This is a genomic window from uncultured Alsobacter sp., assembly GCF_945952055.1.
Classification (GTDB): Bacteria; Pseudomonadota; Alphaproteobacteria; order Rhizobiales; family Beijerinckiaceae; genus Alsobacter.
This window is the reverse complement of the sequence record NZ_CAMFHB010000003.1, coordinates 92,337-114,983: the sequence shown is the minus strand read 5'-3', so window position 1 is coordinate 114,983 and position 22,647 is coordinate 92,337. Positions and strand designations below refer to the sequence as shown.

Genomic DNA, 22,647 nt, shown 5'->3' with positions numbered 1-22,647 from the left:
CGGGTCGTCCCCCGCCGGTCGACCGGCGGGGGACGCTGCCTCATCGTGAACTACCACATCAACTTCAACTTCGTCTGGAAGTACGCGGACAAGCTCTATTGGGGGCTCGTCCTCTCGATCGAGCTCGCCTTCATCTCGATCCTGATCGGCTGCGTGATCGGGCTGGCGCTGGCGGTCGTCTACAACGACGGTCATCCCTGGCTGAAGCGCGTGGTCTCGGCCTATGTGGAGGTCGTCCGCAACCTGCCGCTGCTGCTGCTTATCTACCTGATCTTCTACGGCATTCCCTCCATCGGCGGCTTCGCCTTCGACGCCACCGAGAGCTTCGTGCTGACGCTGTCGCTCTATGCCGGCGCCTACCTCGTCGAAGTGTTTCGCGCGGGCCTCGCCGCAGTGTCGCCGGGCGTGATCGACGCCGGCAAGGCCATCGGCCTCACGGCCTGGCAACGCTTCGCCTATGTGCGGTTTCCCACGATGCTGCGCATCGTGCTGCCGTCGCTGTCGAACGCCTTCATCTCGCTGTTCAAGGATACCTCGCTCGCCTCCGTGATCGCGGTGCCCGAGCTCACCTTCGGCGCCAACTGGATCAAGACGAACACCTTCCGCGCGGTGGAGGTGTGGATCGTCGTGGCCGGCGTCTACCTCGTGGTGGGCTGGATCCTGCTCGCCGCGCTGCGCCTGCTGGAGCGCGTCCTCATGCCGGGGCGGCGCACATGAGCGGGGCCTTCCAGTTCGTGGTCACCACCCTGCCCTTCCTGTGGCAGGGCCTTCTCGTGACGCTGTGGGTGTCGCTCGCGGTCGTGCTGATCTCCCTCGTGACGGGTGGGCTCGCCGGCATCGGGCTCACCTACGGGCCCTGGTGGGTCCGCCTGCCGCTGCGCATCTTCTCCGACATCCTGCGCGGCACGCCGCTGCTCGTCGTGATCTTCACGATCTACTACCTGCTGCCCTTCGCGGGCCTCAACATGCAGCCCATGCCCTCGGTGATCCTGGCGCTGGTCGCCTTCAAGACCGCCCATGTCGGCGAGATCACGCGCGGCGCGATCCAGTCCATCCCGCCGGGCCAGACGGACGCGGGCAAGGCGATCGGCCTCACCTTCGCCCAGCGCCTGCGCTGGGTGATCCTGCCCCAGGCCGTCCGGCGCTTCCTGCCGCCCTGGGTGAACTCGGTGACAGACACCGTGAAGGGCTCCTCGCTGGTGTCGCTGGTGGGCATCGTCGATCTGATGCTGGCCTCCCAGCAGGTCATCGGCCGCACCTACGAGCCCATGCCGGTCTATCTGCTCGCCGCGGTCATGTACTTCGTCATCAACTACGCGCTCAGCGCGACGAGCCGCCGGCTCGAGACCCGCTTCGCCTACATCCGGGAGTGAGCATGACCGATCCTCTCGTCCGCATCACCCAGGTGAAGAAGTCCTTCGGGTCCACGCTGGTGCTCGACGGCGTCGACCTCGACGTGCCGAAGGGCGAGGTCGTCGTCGTCATCGGCCCGTCCGGCAGCGGCAAGACCACGCTGCTGCGCTGCATCAACGCCCTGGAGACCTACGACGACGGCTCCATCAAGGTCGACGGCGTCGAGATCGGCTTTCGCGGCGAGCCCGGCGGCCCGCGCAAGCGCCGCAGCGACGGCGAGCTCGCCCGCATCCGGGCCGACATCGGCATGGTGTTCCAGCAGTTCAACCTGTTCCCGCACCTCACCGCCGTCGAGAACGTGATGCTGGGCCTCACCAAGGTTCGCGGCATGCCGCCCGCGCAGGCGCGCGAGAAGGCTCTGCACTGGCTCGACCGGGTCGGCCTGTCGCAGAAGACCGCCAACCTGCCGAGCCAGCTCTCCGGCGGGCAGCAGCAGCGCGTGGGCATCGCCCGCGCCGTGGCGATGGACCCCAAGGTGCTGCTGCTCGACGAGATCACCTCCGCCCTCGATCCCGAGCTGGTGGGCGAAGTTCTGTCGGTCGTGCGCGGCCTCGCCGCCGAGGGCATGACCATGGTGGTGGTGACCCACGAGATGACGTTCGCGCGCGACGTGGGCACCCAGCTCGTCTTCATGGACCATGGCCACAAGATCGCCGAGGGCCCGCCCAACGAGATCCTGCGCCGCTCGGACAACGAGCGGCTGCGCTCGTTCCTGTCGCGCATCGAGTTCCGCCAGGACGGCTGACGGCCGGCCTCGCCTCACGTGAGGTCGATGCACGCCGCCACGAGCGACGCCAGATGCGCGACGCTGCGCTCGGCATTGAGCTGCGTGACGCAGTCCCACCGCGACGCGAGGCGCCAGACGCTCTCGTAGGCGCTCATCCAGATCTTCGGGCGCCCCTGGAACGTCGCGGAATAGCGGTAGTCGAACTGGTGCAGCAATCGGCCAGGCGCCGCGAAGGTGACGTCGACCCGCACGCTCCCCGCCGGCAGGGCGGCATCGTAGCGGACGGTTTCCTTGTCGACGCGGGTTCCGGTCGCCCCGAAGGCCCGGCCCATGGTGTCGTCGAGGATCCTGCGCAGGCGGCGGGGCTCGACGGGCACGACCTCGTCGAGCGTTGCCGCGACCACCGCTGCCGGGCCACGCGCCGCCGGGTCGTCCGAGAGATCGGCAAGACCACCGGGGGCGCCGGCCGCCGCGTCCTTCAGCATGGTGGAGAGAAGCTTCACCGGGGTGACGCGCAGGTCCAGCCCCCTGCGGGGCGGCGCGACCATGGCCATGCGCGGTCCGAGGAATCCGGCGACCAGGGGAAAGCCGCGAATGACGTCGTGGATCTCGGCATTGCTGGCTGGCGGCTGGGCGACCAGGCGTTCCTCCAGGCTCGACAGGTCGTCGGCAAAGGCCAGCCGATCGGCCTCGCCCAGGCCGTCGATGTAGAGGACCAGCTTGATCGCCTCCGTGGTCGGGCAACCGCGCAACAGCGGAAAGCCCTGCAGGGCCTCGCGCCGGCGGTGATCCCGCAAGTCGGGGAGTGCAAATCCGTGCATCCGGCTGGCCCTCGAACGATGCGCCTGGAAAGGCTGCGCTCACGCTGCGACGGCACGCTAACCCGGCAGGGGTGGAGAAATCGTGAGGCGAATCCCAGGGAGAACCGCGCGCGGAAAGTGCTGGAAGTGGCCGCCGGTCGGTGCATGATCGCTGCCGGCCAGAACGACGGGAGGGCACGATGAGCGAACTCGACAAGGGCATCACGCGCGAGGGAGAGGGCTTCCAGGGCAGGTCCTGGAACATCCTCGGCCAGACCTATTTCCCCAAGGCCACGTGCGACAGCACCTTCGCCTTCGAGACCAACAGCGATCCCGGCCAGTTCGTGCCGGTGCACGTGCACCCCACGCAGGACGAGTTCATCCTGGTTCTCGATGGCGTCCTGGACCTGAAGCTCGACGGCGTGTGGACGCAGGCCAAGGCCGGCGACCTCGTGCGCATGCCGCGCGGCATCCCGCACGGCTATTTCAACAAGTCCGACAAGCCGGCCCGCGCGCTGTTCTGGGTGTCGCCGGCCCGCAAGCTCGAGGCCTTGTTCAACGCGCTCGACAACCTCACCGACATCCCCAGGGTCATCCAGCTCTCGGCCGAGCACGAGGTCGACTTCCTGCCGCCCGAAGCCAGCGCCTGACGCGCCGGAACCGGCGGCGGAGACCGGGCCTGCCGCCGCCGGCGCGCCGGGCCGCGGCGGCGGCCGCGCGCTTCAGCGCGGCCTTGTGCTGGTGAGACGCCCCACGATATCGTTGGCCGACAGCCAATTCAGTTTCAGCGAATGGAGCCACACATGAGCGGCATCAACCGACGCCAGGCCTTTCAGATTGCCGTAGCCTCCGGCTTGGCCGCGACCACGATCCTGGCCGACAGTGCCGACGAGGCCCTGGCGCAGGCCGCATCCCAGGGCGTGACGCCCACCTGCCGGCTCCTGCTCGTCAACGACATCTACAAGATGAGCGAAGTGGGTGGCCGCGGAGGCTTCGCCCGCCTGGCCGCGATTGCCCGCGCCGAGCGCGCCAAGGGCGTTCCGATGCTCTATGCCCACGCCGGCGACATGTACTCGCCGTCCCTGATGTCGGGCTTCGACCAGGGCGCGCATACCGTCGAACTGCTGAACGTCGTGGCGCCGGACGTGTTCGTCCCGGGCAACCACGAGTTCGATTTCGGCAAGGAGAACTACCTGAAGCGGCGGTCCGAGCAGAAGGCGCTGTTCATGGCCGCCAATCTGCGCTCCGCGGACGGCACGCAGCTGCCCGGCCACGAGGACCGCAAGATCTTCGACCTGGGCCCGCTGCGGGTGGGCGTGTTCGGCGTGGCGCTGGAACAGACGCCCCTGATGTCGTCGACCGCCGGCTTCAAGTTCTCCGACGAGATGACCGCCGTCCGCGAGCAGTCGAAGGCGCTGCGCGAAGCCGGCGCGGACATCGTCGTCTGCGTCGCCCACACGGACTTTGCCCGTGACGTCGAGATCTTCCGTTCGCGCCAGGTCGACGTGCTGCTGAGCGGCCACGACCACGATCTCCGGCTCATCTACGACAATCGCGTGGTGATGGTGGAGTCGGGCGAGGAAGGCGAGCACGTCACGGCGATCGACATCTACGCGACCATCGCCGATGTCGGCGGCAAGCGCACGGTGACCTGGCGGCCGAGCTTCCGCACGATCGACAGCGCCCTGGTGACCCCGGATCCGGAAGCCCTCACCATCGTGAAGAAGTACGAGGCCGAGCTCTCCCGCGAACTCGACGTGAAGATCGGCGTCACCACCGTCGACCTCGACAGCCGCAGCGCGACCGTGCGCTCCCAGGAGGCCGTCATCGGCAACCTGATCGCCGACGCGCTGCGCGACAGCACGGGAGCCCAGGTCGCGATCACCAACGGCGGCGGCATCCGCGGCAACAAGCAGTATCCGTCGGGCGCCACGCTGACGCGGCGCGACGTCCTCACCGAGCTGCCGTTCGGCAACGCGACGGTCATGGTCGAGATCACCGGCAAGGACATCAAGGACGCCATCGAGAACGGCCTGTCGCAGATCGACTCCCGCGCCGGTCGCTTCCCGCAGGTCTCGGGCATGACCGCGACGGTGGACATCAAGCAGCCGGTGGGCTCGCGGGTCCTCTCGATCGAGATCGACGGCAAGCCCCTCGATCCGGCGGCGAAGTACACGGTGGCCTCCAACGACTTCATGCTCACCGGGGGCGACGGCTACACGTCCCTGGGCCGCGGGCGGACGCTCATCGGCAAGACCGACGGCACGCTGATGGCCAACGTGGTGATGGGCTATGTCCGCAAGCTCGGGACGGTCCAGAACAAGATCGAGGGACGCATCGTCCAGAAGTGACGCTGCGCCCCCAACCGCTCCGATCCGCTCACGTCGGCGCGTGGGCGGAGGGCAACGTCGAGGATGATGCTCATGTCGACGCGGTGGATCGCGGCCCTGCTCGCCCTTGCCGTTCTGGTGCCGGCGACGGCGAAGGCCGCGCCCCGCTACAAGCTCGACCGCGACCGCCAGCGCGTCGTCGAGATCACCAATCTCGGCGGTGCGACCGGATGCCTGCCGGCCAAGGTGGCGGGTACGGTCGTGTCGCAGGAGACCGATCCTCGCGGCCTCCTGTCAGGCGTCACCGTCGAGGAGGCGGATGGCACCGAGAGCTACGCCAACGTGCACGAATTGCCGGCGGCGCAGATGAGCGCCGCCGATCTCAAATGGATCCGGCAGGGCTTGGACCAGCTTCTCGCCAAGGGCGCGCGCGTCGACCTGCAGGTGGGTGCCTGCGGGGCCTCCGGCAGCGTGCTGGTGATCAAGTCCATCCGCCCGCTGCGGTGAACGCCCTTACCGGGCCGGGGCGGCGCGGCGGACGACCGCGAGGGTTGCGCCCAGCATGACCGCCGCGAGGCCGAACACGGCATGGCTGCCAGCCTCCGACGGCGTGCCGGCCGCGGCGGGATCTCCCGCGAAGGCGGCGTAGACGGCCCCCAGCAGGGCCGCGCCGGTGATCAGGCCGAGGTTTCGCGAGAGGCTCAGCATCCCCGACACCGCACCGCGCCCTTCGGCGTCGGCGGCGCGCATCACCGTCGTGGTGTTGGCGGCCTGGAACAGCGCATAGCCCGCCGTCAGGACCACGAGCGGCACCACGTAGCCGGCAACACCGAGCCCCGCCGGAACGACCGCCAGCGACGCGGCGGCGGCGACCATCCCGGCGAGACCGGCGGGCGCGACCCGATGGCCGCCGAAGCGGTCGACGAGGCGACCGGCCGGCACGCCCGCCAGCGCCGAGACGATGGGTCCGCACGACATGGCGAGGCCCGTGGCGGCGGCATCGAGGCCGAGGACGGCCGACAGGTGGAACGGACCGACGACGAGGGTCGCCATGACCACGCTCGACACCACGGCGGACGCCGCGTAGCCCGCACGCAGGACCCCGTCGCGCAACGAGGCCAGGGGCACGACCGGCACGGGCGCACGCCGTTCGATGCGCAGGAGCACGACGGTGGCCGCGACGGCCACTGCCGCCAGTCCCGCCGTCACCGGGCCGGAGGCGCCACGCCCCCCGGTCATGGCGAGCGCAAAGGCGGAGAGTGCGACCGCCAGCACGATGGCGCCCGGCCAGTCGAAGCGGGCGTGGGCCGACGGCGAGACGGCCCGGCCCCGGGGAAGCAGGGTCCAGGCACCCAGGGCGACCGCCGCCCCGATCGGCGCCTGGGCCAGGAGGACGCCCCGCCAGCCCAGCGCGGCGACCAGCACGCCGCCGACCGCCGGGCCCAGCGCGGTGCCGATGGCCGACATCGTCCCGATGAGGCCCATGGTCGACCCGAGGCGCTCGGGACGCGACACCTGCGGGACCAGGGCGAGCGACACGGCGATCATGGCCGCGGCCCCTGCCCCTTGGGCCGCCCGTGCGGCGACCAGGATCGCGAGACCCGGCGCGCATCCGCCCGCCAGCGACGCTCCGGCAAACAGCAGCAGGCCCAGCACGAGGACGCGGCGCTGCCCGACCCTGTCGGCCAGGCGTCCGACGATGACGGCGAGCGCCGTCATGGCGACGAGGTAGGACAGGACGATCCACTGGACGGCCCCGAAGGACGCGCCCAGGTCGTCCGCCACGGCGGGCAGGGTGACGTTGGCGCTGCTGGTTCCGAGCGAGGCCAGGAGGGTCGCCGCGGCCAGCGCGGCGAAGCCTCCGTGCGCGGAACCCGCGGCAGGGCGTGCGAAGGGGAATGGCATCGGAAGACCTCCAGGACGACGGACTGGAGATCACCATCGGCCCCATGCAGACATGGCGGAAGGCGCAACGGTTGCATTGAATCAGTGCATCCAACGCCATACATAGACGTGGGGGATCACGCGATGGCCAGGCCGGACCTCAGCCAGCTCACGACTCTCGACGTCCTGCTCGAGGAGGGCAGCGTCGCCGGCGCGGCACGCCGGCTCCGGCTGAGCCCATCCGCCATGAGCCGCGCGCTCGCCCGGCTGCGGGTCGCCATGGGCGATCCCCTGCTCGTGCGCGCCGGCCGGGACCTCGTGCCAACGCCCCGCGCGCTGGCCCTGCGGGAGCAGGTGCGGCGGCTGGTGGAGGAGGCCGAGGCGGTGCTGCGCCCCTCCGTGGCGCTCGATCTCGCCGGGCTGTCGCGCACCTTCACGATCAGGACCAGCGAGGGCTTCGTCGAGACGTTCGGCCCGGCGCTCCTGCGCCGTATCGAAACGCAGGCGCCCGGCGTCGGCCTTCGCTTCCTGCCGAAGGACGAGCGGGACAACGACCGGCTCCGTGACGGGTCCGTGGACCTGGAGACCGGGATCCTGCGCGCCACGAGCGGGCCGGAGCTGCGCGCCCACGCCCTGTTCCGCGACCGCTTCGTCGGCGTGGTCCGCGCCGGACATCCCTTGGCCGGCAGCGCCTGCGACCGCGACCGATACGTCGCGGCCCGGCATGTCGTCGTCTGGCGGCGCGGCCGGGAGAAGGGGCCGGTCGACCGCGCCCTCGAGGACATCGGCCTCGGGCGCGCATCGGCCGCCATCGTCGGCGGCTTTGCCGAAGCCATCGGCATCGCCCGCCAAACCGACCTCGTCGCCACCGTCCCGGCGCGGCATACGGAGGGGCTTCGAACCGGCATGCATGCCTTCGCGCTGCCGTTTCCCGTGCCCGAGATCACCGTCTCGCTGATCTGGCACCCGCGCATGGAGGCCGATCCGCCCCATCGCTGGCTTCGCGGCCTCGTCCTGGACGTGTGCGGATCCAAGGCACCGGGCCGGGCGGCGCGGGGGAAGGCCTGACCACTGGCCCGCGAGGCCGGGACGCGCCGACAGCGGGCGTCGTCATCGGCCTTCACCTCGGCTATGGTCCGACAGCGGGAGGGTTCGATGGTCGATCGCATCGTCGTTGCAGGGGGCGGGTTCGCCGGCTTGTGGGCGGCCGCAGCCGCGGCGCGGGCGCGGGACCTCGCAGGGCGATCCGCCGAGACCCTCGACATCGTCCTCGTCGATCCTTCGGCCTTCCACACGATCCGCGTGCGTTGCTACGAGGCCGACCTCGCCCCGGTCCGCATCCCCCTGGCCTCGTTGCTCGATCCCATCGGCGTGCGGCACGCGCCGGCCGAGGTCGTCGGCATCGATCCCGCCGGTCGCACCGTCACCCTCTCGGGGTCCCCGACGCCCCTGCCCTACGGGCAACTGGTGCTCGCCACCGGGAGCGCGCTCGCGCCCCCGCCCGTGCCGCTTCGCGGCCCGACCTTCGACGTGGACACGTTTGCCGGCGGCGAGAGGCTCCACGCCCATCTCCTCGCACTCGGCGCCGGCGCCGCGACCGGGAGCGCGCGCACGGCCGTCGTGGTGGGTGGCGGCTCGGTCGGCATAGAGATCGCCTGCGAACTGCCCGGCCGCCTTCAGGCGCTGTTCCCGGGTGCCGGAGCCATCCGCGTGGTCCTGATCGACCGCGGCGAGGCGGGGTCCTGGATGGGACAAGGCGCGCCGCGCGTCCGCGAGGCCCTTGCCGCCTGCGGGGTCGAGATCCTGTCGCACACGCCTGTGGCCTCGATCGACCCCGACGGCGTCACGCTCGGCGACGGCAGCCGGATCGTCGCGTCGACGGTCGTCCTGGCCACGGGCATGCGCGCCAGTCCGATCGCGGCCACGCTCGGCGTGCCGTGCGACCGGCAGGGTCGCCTGAGCGTGGATCGCTTCCTCGCGGTCGAGGGCCTCGCGGCGGTGCACGCGGCGGGCGATTGCGCCAGCGCGCTGGCGGACGATGCCGGGCACCGCACGCTGATGTCGTGCCAGCACGCCCGGCCCATGGGACGCATCGCCGGGCACAACGCCGCCTGCGACCTCCTGGGGCGTCCCGACGAGCGCGTGGCCTTCTCCGCGCCCGACTACGTCACCGTGCTCGACCTCGGCCCCCAAGGCGCGCTCTACACGTCGGGGTGGGACCGGGACACGATCGTCGCCACGGGCGACAAGGCCAAGGGCGTCAAGCGGACGATCAACGGCTCACGCATCTACCCGCCGGATCCCCCGACCCGCGAGGCGATGTTCGCCGCGGCGGCCCCGATCATCCAGGCACGCCCCGCGGCCGCATCCGGGACCGCGTGACGACCGCTGCCCCGCAGGGCAGCGGAGTGGCCCGCTGGCCGTGCCCTCGCCAGGGATGTCGAAGAGGCCGATCTCATCGGTCACGCCGCGCGGACCCTCATGGGGCGCGGTGGGACGATTTTTCGGGCCCCCGGCGCCGGGGTCTCGCCAGCCGAATGAGGCCTCGTCGCCGGGAACGTTCGCGCTCTGATCGCCCACGTAGCGCCCCCACAACGCAGCGTCATCGCAGTCGCTAAACCCCTCGATACAAACGTGAAATCGAGCGTGGCGAGAAGATGAAATTTTTGCGTTCGAGTCCCTTGACCGAAAACTGAGCCACGCCATCTCTGCTCAAGACGCACGCCTGACATGCATTCAGTGCATGTCTGAGGGTGTCGCTCGCCTCTGTTTTCAAACAACCAGATCGTCAGGAGGATTCATGTCTCGCGATACCAGGAACGATCCGGGCAAGCTCGGTCGCCGCAAGTTTCTCGCCGGCTCCGCGCTGATCGGCGCCGCCGCGGCCTCGACGCTGGCCAAGCCGGCACTCGCCAGCGGCACCATCGAGCTTCGCATGGTGTCCTCGTGGCCGAAGGGCCTGCCGGGCGCCGGCACCGGCGCCGAGCGGCTTGCCAAGACCATCGAGGACATGTCCGGCAACCGCATCAAGATCAAGTTCTTCGCCGCCGGCGAACTCGTGCCCGCGCTCAAGTGCATGGACGCCGTCATGGACGGCACCGCCGACCTGGGCCACGACGCGTCGTTCTATCACCACGGCAAGAGCCCGGCGTTCTCCGTGTTCTTCGCGGTGCCGTTCGGCATGACCGCGCAGGAGCAGGCTGCCTGGGTGTACCATGGCGGCGGCTGGCAGCTCTGGGATGAGCTCAACCAGAAATTTGGGATCATCTCCTTCCCGGCGGGCCAGACGGCGGCGCAGTCGTTCGGCTGGTTCAAGAAGGAGATCAACAGCATGGAGGACTTCAAGGGCCTCAAGATGCGCATCCCGGGGCTCGGCGGCGAGCTCCTCAAGCGCGTCGGCGGCTCGGCGGTCCTGCTGCCCGCGGGCGAGATCTTCTCGGCGCTGCAATCGGGAGCGATCGACGCGGCCGAATTCATCGGCCCGCTGAACGACCTCGCGCTCGGCTTCCACCAGGTCGCGAAGATCTCCTATGGACCCGGCGTCCAGGAGCCCGGCGGCATGATGCAGCTGATGGTCAACCGCAAGAAGTACGAGGCCCTGCCGAAGGACCTCCAGATGATCATCCGCATCGCGTCGCAGTGGATGCACGAGGACATGAAGGTCGACTACGACATCGGCTCGGGTCGTACGATGGAAGTGCTGCGCACGCAGCACAATGTCCGGTTCCTGCGTCTCAACAACGACGTCCTCGCCGGGCTCGGCAACGCCTCAGGCCAGCTCGTCCAGGAGATGATGGACACGGGCGACGACCACATGAAGCGCACGCTGAAGAGCTATCTCGCAGCGCGCGACAACACCATGCGGTTCCTGCGCTTCAACGAGCAGGCTTTCCTCAACGCCCGCACGTTGCAGTTCAAGTTCCCGGTCGCCTGAGCGATCCGGCCCATCCCCATTGAGCCGGAGACGGACGGCGGGCCCGAAGCTTCCCTCGGGTCCGCCGGTCCTCGACGCGCGTCACGTCCTGATCTCCGGGTTGAAGCATGAAGTCCATCGAGTCCTTCGTCCATGGCGTCGAGACGCTCAACGGCTGGGTCGGCAAGGCCGTCGCCTGGCTGGCGCTCGGCACGGTGCTGGTCTGCTTCGCGACCGTCTACCTGCGCTATGCGCTGAACACCAATTTCACCTGGCTCCAGGAAGCCTATGTCTGGCAGCACGCGGCGGCCATCGTGCTCGGCGGCGCCTACACGATGATGACCGGCGGCTTCGTCCGGGTCGACATCTTCTACGCCAGGATGTCCCCACGCCGGCGCGCCCAGCTCGACATGGCCGGTACCATCCTGTTCCTCTTTCCGTTCATGGCCGTCGTCGGCTGGGCCTTCTGGCGCCACTTCTGGAGCGCTTTCGTCACCGGCGAGGGATCCCCGAATCCCGGCGGCCTGCCGGCCTGGTGGCTGCTCAAGGGCACGCTCGTGATCTTCGTCGGCCTGATCGTGCTGCAGGGTTGCGCGATGATCGGACGCTCCCTGCTCGTCCTCGGCGGCCGCGAAGAGTTCGCCGGCAAAGCCTCCCACTGACCACGCCCGAAGGACGACGATCGCCATGTGGGATCCCGCCATTGCCGGCCAGGTTCTGGCCGCCCTCTTCTTCGTCACCATCCTCGTCGTCCTGATGTTCGGCTACATCGTGGCCTGGACGCTCGGCGGCCTCGCCGTGATGTTCGGCCTGCTGGGCTGGTGGATCGGCGCCTTCGACCCCGCCCTGTTCCAGGGCCTGGCGTCGCGCTTCTTCGGCGTCATCACCAACCCGGTCCTGATCGCCGTGCCGCTGTTCATCTTCATGGGCGTCGTGCTCGAACGCTCGAAGATCGCAGAAGTACTGCTCACCACCATGGGACAGCTCTTCGGCTCCATCCGGGGCGGTCTCGGCATCTCTGTCGTCATCGTCGGCACGCTGCTGGCCGCTTCCACGGGCGTCGTCGGCGCGACGGTCGTCGCCATGGGCCTCCTCGCGCTGCCGGCGATGATGCGCGCGGGCTACGATCCCAAGCTCGCCACCGGCGTCATCTGCGCGGCGGGAACGCTCGGCCAAATCGTTCCGCCCTCGACGGTGCTGATCTTCGTCGCCGACATCCTCCAGGGCGCCAATGCCGCCGCCCAGCTCGCCAAGGGCAACTTCGCGCCCGACACCGTGTCGGTCGGCGACCTCTTCGCCGGGGCCTTCATCCCCGGCATCGGACTTGCGGTGATCTACGCGCTGTGGGTCATCTTCCGGGCCGCGGTCGACCCCAAGTGCGCGCCCGCCCTGGTCATGACCGCCGAGGAGCGCGCGGGCCTCGGCCGCCGCGTCGTGGTGGCCCTCATTCCGCCGCTCGCGCTGATCGTCGCCGTGCTCGGCTCCATCATCGCTGGCGTGGCGACCCCCACCGAATCCGCCTCGGTGGGCTCGATGGGCGCGCTGCTGCTCGCCATCATCAAGCTCCTGGCCGACCGCTATCTGAAGGGGCACTCGCCGGCGGACCTGGAGAAGAACCTCTTCTTCTTCTGGATCGGGTTCCTGGCGCTGATCGGCGTGATCGTGTGGCTCGGCGGCGCCTTCGGCCTGCTCACGATGCTGCTCGTGATGATCGTTGCCGCAATGGTGCCGGTCGTCGCCTCGGCGGAGCTGCGACGCGACTTCTTCGAGACGCTGTTCGAGAGCTCAAAAGGAACGATGACCATCACCTCCATGGTGTTCGTCATCCTCCTCGGCGCCTCGGCCTTCGCCCTCGTCTTCACCCGCATGGGCGGCGAGGACCTCGTCCGCGGCTTCCTGGCGACCATGCCGGGCGGTCAGACGGGCGCGGTGATGCTGGTGATGACCATCATGTTCGTCCTCGGCTTCTTCCTCGACACCTTCGAGATCATCTTCATCACGGTGCCGATCACCGCGCCGATCCTGATCATGATGAACGTCGACCCGATCCTGCTCGGCGTCCTCATCGGCCTGGTGCTGCAGACCTCGTTCCTCACGCCGCCCTTCGGGTTCGCGCTGTTCTACCTCAGAGGGGTGGCCCCGCCCTCGATCACCACGTCGATGATTTACCGCGGCATCGTCCCCTTCGTGATCATGCAGGTGATGGTGGTGATGCTGGTCTGGGCGCAGCCGAAGCTCGCGACGGGACTCCCCAACTACCTCTTCCGCCAGTCCGAGGCGCAGAAGAAGAACGGCGCCCCGCCGCCCGCCTTCAACAGCGACCAGCCGGAATCGGACGGGGGCTGATCGCGCAAAAGCACAGCCTGTGGGGGCCATGCCGGGCGCCTCCACAGGGTTGCGCGAGGGCCGTCACGGACCGGCACTCCGCATGCTGCAAGAGGCCACCGGCTGTTGCCCATGGCCGGCAAACAGCAAGCCACCCTCGATCGATGGACGGTCAGTCGAACGAGCGCACGTAGTCGATGAGCCAGTCCGGCCAGTTGATCGTCATGCCGTTGCAGCCCAGCTCCGCGGCCGCGATCATGTCCTCCCGGCTCGCGATGCCGGAACTGCGCGCTTCGAGGCCCAGGCCGTGTGCCAGGTCGACGATGTCGCGGGACTGGTTCCTCGCATTGAGCGTGATCATCGAGAAGCCGTTGTCGGCGCAGCGCTCGACGGCACCGCGCGGATCGGTCCGCAGCAGGTCCTCGGGTGCCCAGGCGATCCTGAGGCGCGGCTCCAGCGCTTTCGCGCGTTTCAAGCCGGCCTCATCCTCGATGGAGAAAAGGAAGGCCTGTCCCGCCAGCCCACGCGACTGGAGCGCCGCGACGACGGCCTCCGGCAGGCCCGGCATCGGCTTCTTCAATTCGAGATGGTAGGTCAGCGATGTCCCGAACGTGTCCAGCAGGTCGTCGAGGGTGATCAGCCGTTCACCGGCATAGTCACGATCCCACGACAGCTTCGGATCGTGCCAGGACCCGGCATCCAGTTGCTGGAGTTCGGCCAGCGTGAAGTCCTCGGGCAAGCCCGTTGCGTTGCTGGTGCGGTCGAGCGTCTCGTCGTGAAAGAGCAGGAGACGGCCGTCCCGCGTGAAGGCGACGTCGGTCTAAACCTCGGTGGCCCCCATGTCGACGGCCCGGCGAAACGCCGCCATCGTGTTCTCCGGCGCGTAGCCGCTCGCGCCCCGGTGGGCGATGATCCTGAAGGGCTGTGCAAGAGCCATGGGAACAGCCTCATCACGAGGAGACGCGCCTGTCCAAAACGGTCGCACGGCCCCGTGTCCTCGTCCACACCCACCGCGGCATGCAGTGGCTGCGGTTACGGTGGAACGATGGGCGCGGCGGCGAGGATCACGGCACCTTGGGGCCGCGCATGACCGGACCGGTCCTGAAAACCGACTCGGTTCGCGTCCCTCCTGGCCACCTCATTGTATTGGCTCGGGTCTGGCCGCATCATGTGGCGGGCCACCGATGACCTTGGCATCGCGCCGGTTGTCCGCCGGGCAAGGGTTCGCGGAATGCTCAATCGTCGCGTCATGGCTTTCGGTTCGACCGCGCTTTTGCTGACGACCTCGGCCAACGCTCAGGCGCCGGGGCGCATCTACCGCGTCGGATACATGTCGCTCACGCCGCGAGAGACGTGCGATCACATTCTTGCCGGCCTCGCCCAGCTGGGGTTCGTGGACGGGAACAATCTGACTGTCGATCCGAGTGGCGCCAGCCTCGCGCCCGCCGCGCTGGAGGACCACGCGAGAACCCTTGTCGGCTGGAGGGCGGACGGGATGTTCTGCGCCGGCGACGCCACCGTCGTCGCGGCTCAACGCGTGACGCGGAACATCCCAATCGTTGCGCTGGCGGGAGATCTCGTCAAATCGGGGTTTGCGGCGTCCCTGAACGCACCCGGAGGCAATGTGACGGGCATCAGCCTGCTGTCTCCGGAACTGGACCGGAAGCGTGTCGAGCTACTGTCCGACCTCCTGCCGCAAGGCAGGACGTTCGGCGTTCTGGCCGATCCGATCTCCTCAACCGAAGCCGACGTGGAAGCCTTGCGCCTCTTCGCAGGCAAGCGTGGTCTCAAGCTCGACGTGGCCTGGACGGAAGACGTGGCGGGTGTGGAACCGTCGTTCATGCGGCTGAAGGACGCCGGCGTCGACGGCATCATCCAGCTCTCCTCGGCCATTTTGTTCGGCGGCCGCCACCGCCTCAGCGAACTCGGCCGGGACTGGTCGGTGCCTGTCATGCACCAATGGCCGTCCACCGCCCGCGAGGGAGGTCTCATCGGCTACGGACCCGACTTGCCCAAGCTGGCACGCAACGTCCTCGCCCCGATGTTCGCGCTCATCTTCGGTGGCGGCAGCCCGGCAAGCATCCCGATCCAGCAACCGACCATCTTCGAGCTCGTCATCAACATCGAGGCGGCGGCCAAGATCGGCATGTCGGTCCCACCGGGCCTGCTCGCCAGAGCGGATGATGTGATCGAGTAAGGTTCCAAGTGGAGGAGCAGTGCGGCTCGAAGTCGCTTTGGCCTCTCCCTCGGTGGTTCATCTCCGCAGACCACAGAGCGGTTCCACGCGTCTTTAGTGGCGCACCCGACACGCTTCGATGTCTGACGGTCGCCGCGGCACGCGCCTGCCACGAAGCTTCCCCCACACCCACCATTGCCCGCGCCGTCGCAATCGGCTAGACAAAGCGGGCTTGCCACAAGCATGCACCCGTAGCTCAGCTGGATAGAGCGTTGCCCTCCGAAGGCAAAGGTCACACGTTCGAATCGTGTCGGGTGCGCCAATTTTTTCAACGGTTCAACTGGCAGGCGATCCAAATCGTCCAGTATGCGTCAAATAAGCGCTTGCGTACGCCGGCGGACAAGGGCGGCTGGATGGCACTCATTCGCCAGCTGGTTGGTTGCGAATAGCGCCGTCCGGCTGGCAGTCTCAGACCATTGCCGGCATGAGATTGCGTCATGACGATTTTCGTTGAGGGGAAGGACCCGCTTGGGCCTGTACCGCCCGGAGTTCACGCGCCGCGAATCGTGGACGCCGTGCCGCTCACCGAAGGGGACATGGAAGCTCAAGCCGAGACCAAGCAGGCGGCCATCGGCGGTCTTTTCCTCGTCCCGATACTCCTAGCTCTGGCGTCGATCGTGATTCAGCGGCTATGGGCGCGGCGTTGGACCGCTGGCGATCGGAAGTGAAAAGGCGCCCCGAAGAACGCCTCATCACATCACTCCTTGGCGTCGCTCATTAGCCGACAGCGCCCCTCGTGCCGGTTCTTGAATTCCTCTTCAGGCTCCATCCAGACCCCTCTAACACCATAGCCGCCGTCACTTGGCGGAACCCAGATCCAGTTCTGCGCAACTCGGCTCGGGCGTTCTGGCTCTGCGCTCGCCGTGCCCTGCGCGTACTCCATTCCTCGTGCCACTGACAGTCGCTGCCACGCGGCGCATTCGGTGGTCAGGCATTTCGTCCCCGCCGCCGCGGTGCCGTCTATGTCCCGGTTGACCGCGGCCTTGCCGGGAGCGTTGTCGGGTATGATGCGTGCGAATGGGCACCATTTGCGCGCCATGACGCGCTCGTCGATTCTCATCTGCAACCCCTTTGTTCGGAATCGAGGGTGACGCTCCCACAACGGGACGCCAGGCGAATCTCGCCTCGTTAGAGGGTAGCAGCGGCCCGCATGTCGACCATCAGCGGGATCGCCACAAATCCGTGGATAGCTGGCACTGATGTCCCTGAGCCCCCCTCTTGCGTAGAATACCGAAAATCCGGCGAACTGTCGGAGCCAGGTCGTGGGCAAGATTGCACCGGGCGGCATAGACCGAGATGCCATCCGCGATGACAGGTCGTGTCCCCTGGAGTGGTGCACGAGCACCGGCCCTCGGCAGGGCCCGAGGGTTGATCAGGCAGCCACGGCGGACAACCTGAGAATGGGATCATCGCTCAGTGCGGCGAGGGACTCCAGACTCATGTAACGGCGGCTGACGGCCCACTCGTCGAGCGGGTTGGTCGAGGCGATCTGTGCCCAGTGATCGCGTGGGAACGTCATGTAGTCCAGCACGTCGTCACGTGCGCCGTCCATCAGTTCGCCGAGCTTGGGGAACCGTTCGCGCAGGGCATCGGCCACCTGACGCCATTGCGCGTGAGCAGCCTCTGCCGTGTTCTGGGCGAAGATCGTCTTCAGCATGGCGACCGCCGCCGGTCGCTGCTTGGGCGGCACAGCGGCGAGAGCGTTGCGCAGCCGGTGCACGCGGCACCTCTGGTGGGTGGCGCTGAACACCTTCGCCGCAGCTGCCCGCAGATCCTTGTGGTCGTCGGCCACGACAAGCTTCACGCCACGCAGGCCCCTTGTCGGCCAAGGGAGCGCAGAAAGGCATTCCAGAAGGGCTCACCCTCCGAAGCGCGGGTGGCAACACCAAGGTACTCGCGGAGCACGTCCGTGTTCACGCCGACGGCGACTATCACGCCAACCGAGACGATCCGCAGGTAGGGCCAGGCTCCTTCGATGGGAGGAGACAGGAAGGCGTTCACGCGCTTGTCGATCTCTTCGCAAAGCCGGCTGACCTGGCTCTTCGAGATGCCGGAGCCTCCCATCGCCTTGACGAGGTCGTCGATCGCCCGTGTCGAGATCCCGTGCACGTAGGCCTCCTGTATGACCGCCGTGAGTGCCTTCTCCGCCGTGCGTCGCGGCTCCAGGAACGTCGACAGGTAGGAGCCCTTGCGCAGCTTCGGGATCGCCAGGTCAATGCGACCGGCCCGTGTCTCCTAGGCCCGATCGCGATAGCCGTTCCTCTGCGTCAGGCGATCTGGGCTGCGGACCCCCGCTAGCGCACCGGTCCTCGCCTCGACCTCCAGTTCCATCATGCGGTCGGCCGCAAAGGCCAACAGCTCGCGGACAAGATCGCTGTCCGCCCCCTTCTCGATCAGCTCAATCAGGGCCATCCTGTCGTCGGTCATCGTCGTCACCTGCATCAGGTTCAGCTTCGCAACCGAACCCTAGCCGAAGACCGGCGATGAACACCTCAGCGGCGGCCCGCTCCTACACCACTCCAGGAGACATGACCGACGTGAGCGTCGTAGAACGAACCAGGCGCTTGGACCGCAGGCCGGGCCTGGTCGCGGGCGGCCACACGGCTGACACCTGAGATCCCGCGGCTTGGGCCATTGCGCCACGCGGTATAGCGCACGGCGCGAGGCGTGAACCGGGCATTGTTTGACAAGTTGACGGTGGGCGTAAGGGTCGGGCCGTGCACTCCTCGCCAGACGTGGCTGCTCGCGAGGTGTCAGGCGTCCACGCCGCCTACCAGTAAAGCTTCGATCAGCCGCGTGCGGTCTGCCAGCCCAGCCAGCGTGGAGTCCACGAGCTGCGCGGGGAAGCCCCCGGGCAGCGCCGCGACGACGGACTCCGCCTGCCGGACGGCGCTCGCCGCGATCTCCTCGAAGATGCCGATCATGGCCGGGGTGCCGACACCCGCCTTGTCCGCCGTTTGCAGGAAGTGGCGGGGCACGATCTCGTGGATGGCATAGTGGCGGTTGTCGCCCACGGACATGGCGAGCTTGAACCTTCTGCGGGGGATCTGGTCGGCGTCGAGGCTCGGCTGGGCCGTCAGCACGTCGTAGAGGGGCGTCATGCGGAAGCGCCCGCCTGCCCCCAGGAACACGCTGAAGTTCTTGGCGTGGCCGTCCGTCGCGGCGAGCAGCCAGAAGATGACGTTGGCGCGCATGAACGTCGTGATGTCGGCATCGGGCCTGTCGCTGCCCCTCAAGAGATCGACGATCTCGCGCAGGCCGGGGCCACCGTCGGCCTGGTATTTCCGCGTCGGCGGGACCGACAGGGCCTGGCACGTATCCTCCTGCGGCAGCCGCAGCAGGCGCCCGTCCCGGGTCCACAGGCGGTCGAAGCGCTCGACCAGCAGTGTGCGGCGCCCGCCGAAATCCGCGATCTCCACCTGGGCCGTCGGCACGCCGAACGCGGCGAGCAGCTTCAGGCACAGGTACTCGTTCTCGACGCTGTCGGAGAGGTCGACGCCGTTGGGGAGCTGGCCGATCTGCGGCTTGAGGATGTGGGTGGTGGCACTGGTCCCCAGGGGCTTGAACCACCGGCCGTCCTTGCGCAGCAGGGCGGTCTTTTCCTGCGCCCCGGCGATCGAGATGCGGAAGTCCTCGTCCTCGCCCATGCCCAGCGGGGCCGTCGCGAGGTTCCTGATGATGTCGGCGATCTCCTCGTCGGTCACCGGGTTGCCCTCGACGCCACCGGCGGGGCCGGGATCGACGCCGTCGGGCAGGAACTGCAGGGCACCGACGCAGTCGTGGCCGAGCGCGGTCAGCAGGCTGTAGGCATCGGTACCAGCCGCGCCGACCCGCTCCGCGATGCGCCTTCGGATCGGATCGCTGTCCGGCAGCAGGTTGTCGAACACATTGATGACCGGGGCCCCGACATAGCGGTCCTCGCGCAGAGGCAGGGAGAGCGACACCGGAAAGGCGCTGGGCCACTCGAGCCAGTCGGACCCGTACCGGAAATCGATCGCGCCGCTCGTCTCGCGACGCAGGACGCCGACGGGGCGGCCGTTCAGGAACACGTTCAGAGGCGCATGGGTCGGCCGGCGGGCCATCAGAAAAGCGCCTCGATGTCGGCGGGGCCGCCCTGGCTGCGGGGCCTGACGACGAGTTCGAGGTCGAGGGCCGCCAGGGCGGCCATGAGCGTGCGCAGCTGGATCGCGGGCTCCCCGGCCTCGAGCCGGGACACCGTCGCCTGGCGAAGATGAATGCGGTCGCCCAGTCCGCCCTGCGTCAGACCCCGCTGCTTGCGGACGCGGCGCAGGACGGCGCCAAGCTGCTTTTCGGTGCGGACGATGGGATCGGTCATGGGCGCCTCCTGGCGATCATATACGCGATCACGTATAAAGCTTCAATATACGAATTTGCGTATGAAATCGAATTATACGCATACGCGTATTAAAGCAGGTTATACGCGAGCGCGTATGAAGCGCGACTGCACGGCACGAGCCGGATCGCCACGGCCGGCCACAGGGCGAGTGCCGCAGGGGCAGACTCAGCCGGCGAGATGCCGCTCGAGGAAACGGGCGATCTCGGCGAAAGCCTCCTCGGTTTCCGGGGTGAAGGGCTTCAGGAACTGGGCGTGGCTTTGCGCCTCGAACACCTGCAGCGCTGCTTCCACGCCCGCCTGACGCAGCTTGCGATGCGTCCGCACGGTGTCGCTCAGCAGGAGATCGCGCGTCCCCGAGGTCAGGATGGCCGGCGGGAAGCCCGAGAAGTCCCCGTTGATCGGCGAGATCAGGGGATCGCGCAGGTCCCGCCCGCCGGCGTAGAGCAGGGCCGCCGCTCCGACCCAGCCGTCCATGGACCCCAGCACGTTGTCGACGAGCGCGTTGGCGAAGAGCGTGTCGCCCGTCCGCGTCAGGTCGGCCCAGGGGCTGCCCGGCGCGATGGCGGCCGGCAGGGGAAGACCCTGCTGCCGGGCGCGCAGCAGCGTCGCGAGCGTGAGGCCGCCGCCGGCCGAGGTGCCGAAGATCGCCATCCGCTCCGGCCGGTTGGTGGCCAGCAACGCGGTCCACACGGCGATGGCATCGTCCAGCGCCGCGGGGAACGGGTGGTCGGGCGCCATGCGGTAGTCCACCGACACGACGGTATACCGGCCATAACCGGCCATCATCATGCCCTCCCCGGCCCCGACCTCGCCGGGGTAGAGCACGTATCCGCCGCCGTGCAGATGCATGAGGACGCGGCCGCGACGGGCCTCCGGCATGTCGGTCGGCGTGGAGACGAACACCGGCACCCCGCCGAGCACGGTCCGTTCGAGAGTGACGCCGAGCCGCGTCCGGACGGCCTCGAGAGCCGGCCCGGCATGGGCGCCGCTGGCCTCGGCGAGCGCCCTCCAGCCGGCGGCGTCGGAGGGCACGCGATCCCAGCCCGCCGGCAGCGGCGCGGCGACGGCGGGCTTCAGCGCCTGGCTCACCGTGTCCGGCACCGGCAGCGGCCGGGCAGGGATCTCGCGCGCGCCCGGCACCACGCCGCCTCCGGTCGACTGGGCGGCGGCGCCGAGGGAGCGTGGATCGACGACGCCGGGCAGCAGCCCCATCGTCGCAGAGCCCAGCAGCAGCCCACGGCGCGAGAGCGCCCATCGTCCCAGCCTGCGCATCGTCATCTCCCCGCCGGCAGGGCACGCGCCCGTCTGGCAACCACGACGGGCCGCGATCGTCCTGGCCCCCGGCAACGATGACGGCATCGCCGGGCTTCGCGCAAGGCACTGGCGGGGCAGCGGCCGGCACGGTATGGACACGACGACATTTCAGACGATCATTTTCCATGACCCCTTTCCTGCAGGCGCTCTCCTTTCTTCTCCAGGACCTCGCCGCCACGCTCGTCTTCGCGGTGCTGTTCGCCGCCACCGGCAACACCGTCCTCGCCGCGCTCGCCGGCACGGCGGTCGGCCTCGCGCAGATCGCGTTCCAGCTGTTGCGCGGCAGGCCCGTGCAGTCCCTGGAATGGCTGAGCCTCGTCGTCGTGCTGGCCGCGGCGGCCGGCACCCTCCTCACGGACGATCCTCGCTTCATCCTGGCCAAGCCCACCGTGGTCTACGCGGCCATCGGCGTGGTGATGCTCAAGCGAGGATGGCTCCTGCGCTACCTGCCCGCCATCGCACGGCGGGTCGCGCCCGACATCGCCATCGCGGTCGGTTATGCCTGGTCGGGGCTGATGTTCGTCTCGGCCGCCGTCAACGGCGCCGTCGCGCTCGCCTTCAATGTCCCGACATGGGCGCTGGTGATGCCGGCCTTCGGATTCGCCAGCAAGGCGATCCTGTTCCTGGCCGGGTTTGGCGCGCTGCGGCTGACCGTCAGGCGGCGCCTGCGCGCCATGCCCGCGGCCGACCGCGAGGCCCTGCTGAAGGACGCCCGCTGAGCCGCGGCGCAGGCGGGCGACGTTCGCCCGTCTCAGTTCGGCGCCAACCCCAGCGCCGCCCGGAACCGCGTCTTGAGGGCCACGGCGTCGCGGATCGGGAGCGAACGCGGCGGGTTCACCGACCGCACCTTGATCACCGCCAGACGCGGCCCGTCCGCCGGGCGGGCCAGCGCCTCGCAGACCTGCGCCAGGCCGGCCGCGTCCGACACGGTCACGGCGGACGCGAAGCCGCAGGCCGTCGCGACGCCTGCCAGGTCCACCCCGCGCCCGGTGTGGCTCGCCTGCATGCCGGTTTCGCCGAAGTGCTGGTTGTCGATGACGGCGATCGCGAGGTTGCGCGGTCCCCCCGCACCGATGGTGGCCAGCCCACCCATGCCCATCAACTGCTCGCCGTCGCCCGTCACCACGAGCACGCGGCGGTCGGGACGCGCCTGCGCGAGTCCGAGCCCCATCAGCGCCGCGCCACCCATCGCGCCCCACAGGTAGAAGTTGCCGTCGTGGTCGCCGGCCGCATGGACGTCGTAGGCCGGCGAACCGAGACCCGTGACGACAAGCATGTCGCCGCGGTCGCGCAGCAGAGCGGCGACGACGTCGCGGCGGGCAAGCTGGGGCTCTGTCGTCGTCATCGC

At 68.8% G+C, this 22,647-nt stretch carries 21 protein-coding genes, 1 tRNA gene and 2 pseudogenes; 15 read left to right on the top strand and 9 right to left on the bottom strand.

Annotation, left to right across the window (positions count from 1 at the left end; translation table 11 throughout):
- The first annotated feature begins 45 nt into the window (after positions 1-45).
- The 3 genes from Q0Q47_RS03380 to Q0Q47_RS03370 are packed head-to-tail and all read left to right on the top strand — an operon-like array spanning position 46 to position 2,158.
- Entirely contained in the window at positions 46-717 is a 672-nt protein-coding gene (locus tag Q0Q47_RS03380; RefSeq protein ID WP_293854388.1) for an amino acid ABC transporter permease, read from the top strand.
- Complete coding sequence (locus tag Q0Q47_RS03375; RefSeq protein ID WP_293854385.1) at positions 714-1,373, top strand: amino acid ABC transporter permease; 660 nt, start codon at positions 714-716, stop codon at positions 1,371-1,373. The genes Q0Q47_RS03380 and Q0Q47_RS03375 overlap by 4 nt, the downstream gene beginning before the upstream one ends.
- 2 nt (positions 1,374-1,375) lie before the next feature.
- A complete protein-coding gene (locus tag Q0Q47_RS03370; RefSeq protein ID WP_293854382.1) occupies positions 1,376-2,158 on the top strand; it encodes an amino acid ABC transporter ATP-binding protein in 783 nt (260 codons plus the stop codon).
- A gap of 14 nt (positions 2,159-2,172) precedes the next feature.
- Here the strand turns inward: Q0Q47_RS03370 and Q0Q47_RS03365 are convergent, their stop codons facing one another.
- A complete protein-coding gene (locus Q0Q47_RS03365; RefSeq protein WP_293854379.1) occupies positions 2,173-2,961 on the bottom strand; it encodes a hypothetical protein in 789 nt (262 codons plus the stop codon).
- A 179-nt stretch (positions 2,962-3,140) separates the two neighbouring features.
- Here Q0Q47_RS03365 and Q0Q47_RS03360 point away from each other — a divergent pair, with 179 nt between their 5' ends.
- The 3 genes from Q0Q47_RS03360 (at position 3,141) to Q0Q47_RS03350 (ending at position 5,777) form a co-directional block, all read left to right on the top strand.
- Positions 3,141-3,590 (top strand): cupin domain-containing protein, encoded by a 450-nt coding sequence (locus Q0Q47_RS03360; RefSeq protein WP_293854377.1) that lies wholly within the window; start codon positions 3,141-3,143, stop codon positions 3,588-3,590.
- Between the two features lie 153 nt (positions 3,591-3,743).
- Positions 3,744-5,291 carry a 5'-nucleotidase C-terminal domain-containing protein gene (locus tag Q0Q47_RS03355; RefSeq protein ID WP_293854374.1) on the top strand — a complete coding sequence of 516 codons (1,548 nt, stop codon included), beginning with the start codon at positions 3,744-3,746 and terminating at the stop codon, positions 5,289-5,291.
- 72 nt (positions 5,292-5,363) lie between these two features.
- A complete protein-coding gene (locus Q0Q47_RS03350) occupies positions 5,364-5,777 on the top strand; it encodes a hypothetical protein (protein ID WP_293854371.1) in 414 nt (137 codons plus the stop codon).
- A gap of 6 nt (positions 5,778-5,783) precedes the next feature.
- Here the strand turns inward: Q0Q47_RS03350 and Q0Q47_RS03345 are convergent, their stop codons facing one another.
- Positions 5,784-7,175: an MFS transporter gene (locus tag Q0Q47_RS03345; protein WP_293854369.1), complete on the bottom strand. Its 1,392-nt coding sequence runs from the start codon at positions 7,173-7,175 to the stop codon at positions 5,784-5,786.
- A 123-nt stretch (positions 7,176-7,298) separates the two neighbouring features.
- On the opposite strand from Q0Q47_RS03345, the gene Q0Q47_RS03340 reads away from it, so the two are divergent.
- The 5 genes from Q0Q47_RS03340 to Q0Q47_RS03320 all read left to right on the top strand — a co-directional run bounded on the left by Q0Q47_RS03340 (position 7,299) and on the right by Q0Q47_RS03320 (position 13,413).
- Entirely contained in the window at positions 7,299-8,222 is a 924-nt protein-coding gene (locus Q0Q47_RS03340) for a LysR family transcriptional regulator (protein WP_293854366.1), read from the top strand.
- Positions 8,223-8,309: 87 nt separating this feature from the next.
- Complete coding sequence (locus Q0Q47_RS03335; RefSeq protein ID WP_293854364.1) at positions 8,310-9,536, top strand: FAD-dependent oxidoreductase; 1,227 nt, start codon at positions 8,310-8,312, stop codon at positions 9,534-9,536.
- A gap of 418 nt (positions 9,537-9,954) precedes the next feature.
- A complete protein-coding gene (locus Q0Q47_RS03330) occupies positions 9,955-11,088 on the top strand; it encodes a TRAP transporter substrate-binding protein (protein WP_293854361.1) in 1,134 nt (377 codons plus the stop codon).
- A gap of 107 nt (positions 11,089-11,195) precedes the next feature.
- Entirely contained in the window at positions 11,196-11,729 is a 534-nt protein-coding gene (locus tag Q0Q47_RS03325) for a TRAP transporter small permease subunit (protein ID WP_293854358.1), read from the top strand.
- Positions 11,730-11,754: 25 nt separating this feature from the next.
- On the top strand, positions 11,755-13,413 hold the full coding sequence (locus Q0Q47_RS03320) for a TRAP transporter large permease subunit (RefSeq protein WP_293854354.1): 1,659 nt from the start codon (positions 11,755-11,757) through the stop codon (positions 13,411-13,413).
- A 151-nt stretch (positions 13,414-13,564) separates the two neighbouring features.
- On the opposite strand, the pseudogene Q0Q47_RS03315 reads toward Q0Q47_RS03320, so the two are convergent.
- Positions 13,565-14,329, bottom strand: a pseudogene (locus Q0Q47_RS03315) (glycerophosphodiester phosphodiesterase).
- Between the two features lie 294 nt (positions 14,330-14,623).
- Between Q0Q47_RS03315 and Q0Q47_RS03310 the strand changes: the two are divergent.
- From Q0Q47_RS03310 to Q0Q47_RS03300, 3 genes are all read left to right on the top strand, one after another.
- Positions 14,624-15,589 (top strand): ABC transporter substrate-binding protein, encoded by a 966-nt coding sequence (locus tag Q0Q47_RS03310; RefSeq protein ID WP_293854351.1) that lies wholly within the window; start codon positions 14,624-14,626, stop codon positions 15,587-15,589.
- 224 nt (positions 15,590-15,813) lie between these two features.
- Positions 15,814-15,890, top strand: a tRNA-Arg gene (locus Q0Q47_RS03305).
- 175 nt (positions 15,891-16,065) lie between these two features.
- The gene (locus Q0Q47_RS03300; RefSeq protein ID WP_293854348.1) at positions 16,066-16,296 is read left to right on the top strand and encodes a hypothetical protein; all 231 of its coding nucleotides are present in this window, start codon (positions 16,066-16,068) and stop codon (positions 16,294-16,296) included.
- 29 nt (positions 16,297-16,325) lie between these two features.
- On the opposite strand, the gene Q0Q47_RS03295 is transcribed toward Q0Q47_RS03300, so the two are convergent.
- The 5 genes and pseudogenes from Q0Q47_RS03295 to Q0Q47_RS03275 all read right to left on the bottom strand — a co-directional run bounded on the left by Q0Q47_RS03295 (position 16,326) and on the right by Q0Q47_RS03275 (position 21,257).
- Positions 16,326-16,688 carry a hypothetical protein gene (locus Q0Q47_RS03295; RefSeq protein ID WP_293854346.1) on the bottom strand — a complete coding sequence of 121 codons (363 nt, stop codon included), beginning with the start codon at positions 16,686-16,688 and terminating at the stop codon, positions 16,326-16,328.
- A 312-nt stretch (positions 16,689-17,000) separates the two neighbouring features.
- A pseudogene (locus tag Q0Q47_RS03290) lies at positions 17,001-18,055 on the bottom strand (IS256 family transposase).
- A 326-nt stretch (positions 18,056-18,381) separates the two neighbouring features.
- On the bottom strand, positions 18,382-19,710 hold the full coding sequence (locus tag Q0Q47_RS03285) for a type II toxin-antitoxin system HipA family toxin (RefSeq protein ID WP_293854343.1): 1,329 nt from the start codon (positions 19,708-19,710) through the stop codon (positions 18,382-18,384).
- Complete coding sequence (locus Q0Q47_RS03280) at positions 19,710-19,964, bottom strand: helix-turn-helix transcriptional regulator (protein ID WP_293854340.1); 255 nt, start codon at positions 19,962-19,964, stop codon at positions 19,710-19,712. Before Q0Q47_RS03280 ends, Q0Q47_RS03285 begins: the two co-directional genes overlap by 1 nt.
- A 186-nt stretch (positions 19,965-20,150) precedes the next feature.
- Positions 20,151-21,257: an alpha/beta hydrolase gene (locus Q0Q47_RS03275; protein ID WP_293854338.1), complete on the bottom strand. Its 1,107-nt coding sequence runs from the start codon at positions 21,255-21,257 to the stop codon at positions 20,151-20,153.
- Between the two features lie 167 nt (positions 21,258-21,424).
- On the opposite strand from Q0Q47_RS03275, the gene Q0Q47_RS03270 reads away from it, so the two are divergent.
- On the top strand, positions 21,425-22,018 hold the full coding sequence (locus Q0Q47_RS03270) for a septation protein IspZ (protein WP_293854335.1): 594 nt from the start codon (positions 21,425-21,427) through the stop codon (positions 22,016-22,018).
- Positions 22,019-22,050: 32 nt separating this feature from the next.
- Here Q0Q47_RS03270 and Q0Q47_RS03265 read toward each other — a convergent pair whose 3' ends face one another.
- Entirely contained in the window at positions 22,051-22,644 is a 594-nt protein-coding gene (locus Q0Q47_RS03265) for a thiamine pyrophosphate-dependent enzyme (RefSeq protein WP_293854332.1), read from the bottom strand.
- Positions 22,645-22,647: the final 3 nt, after the last annotated feature.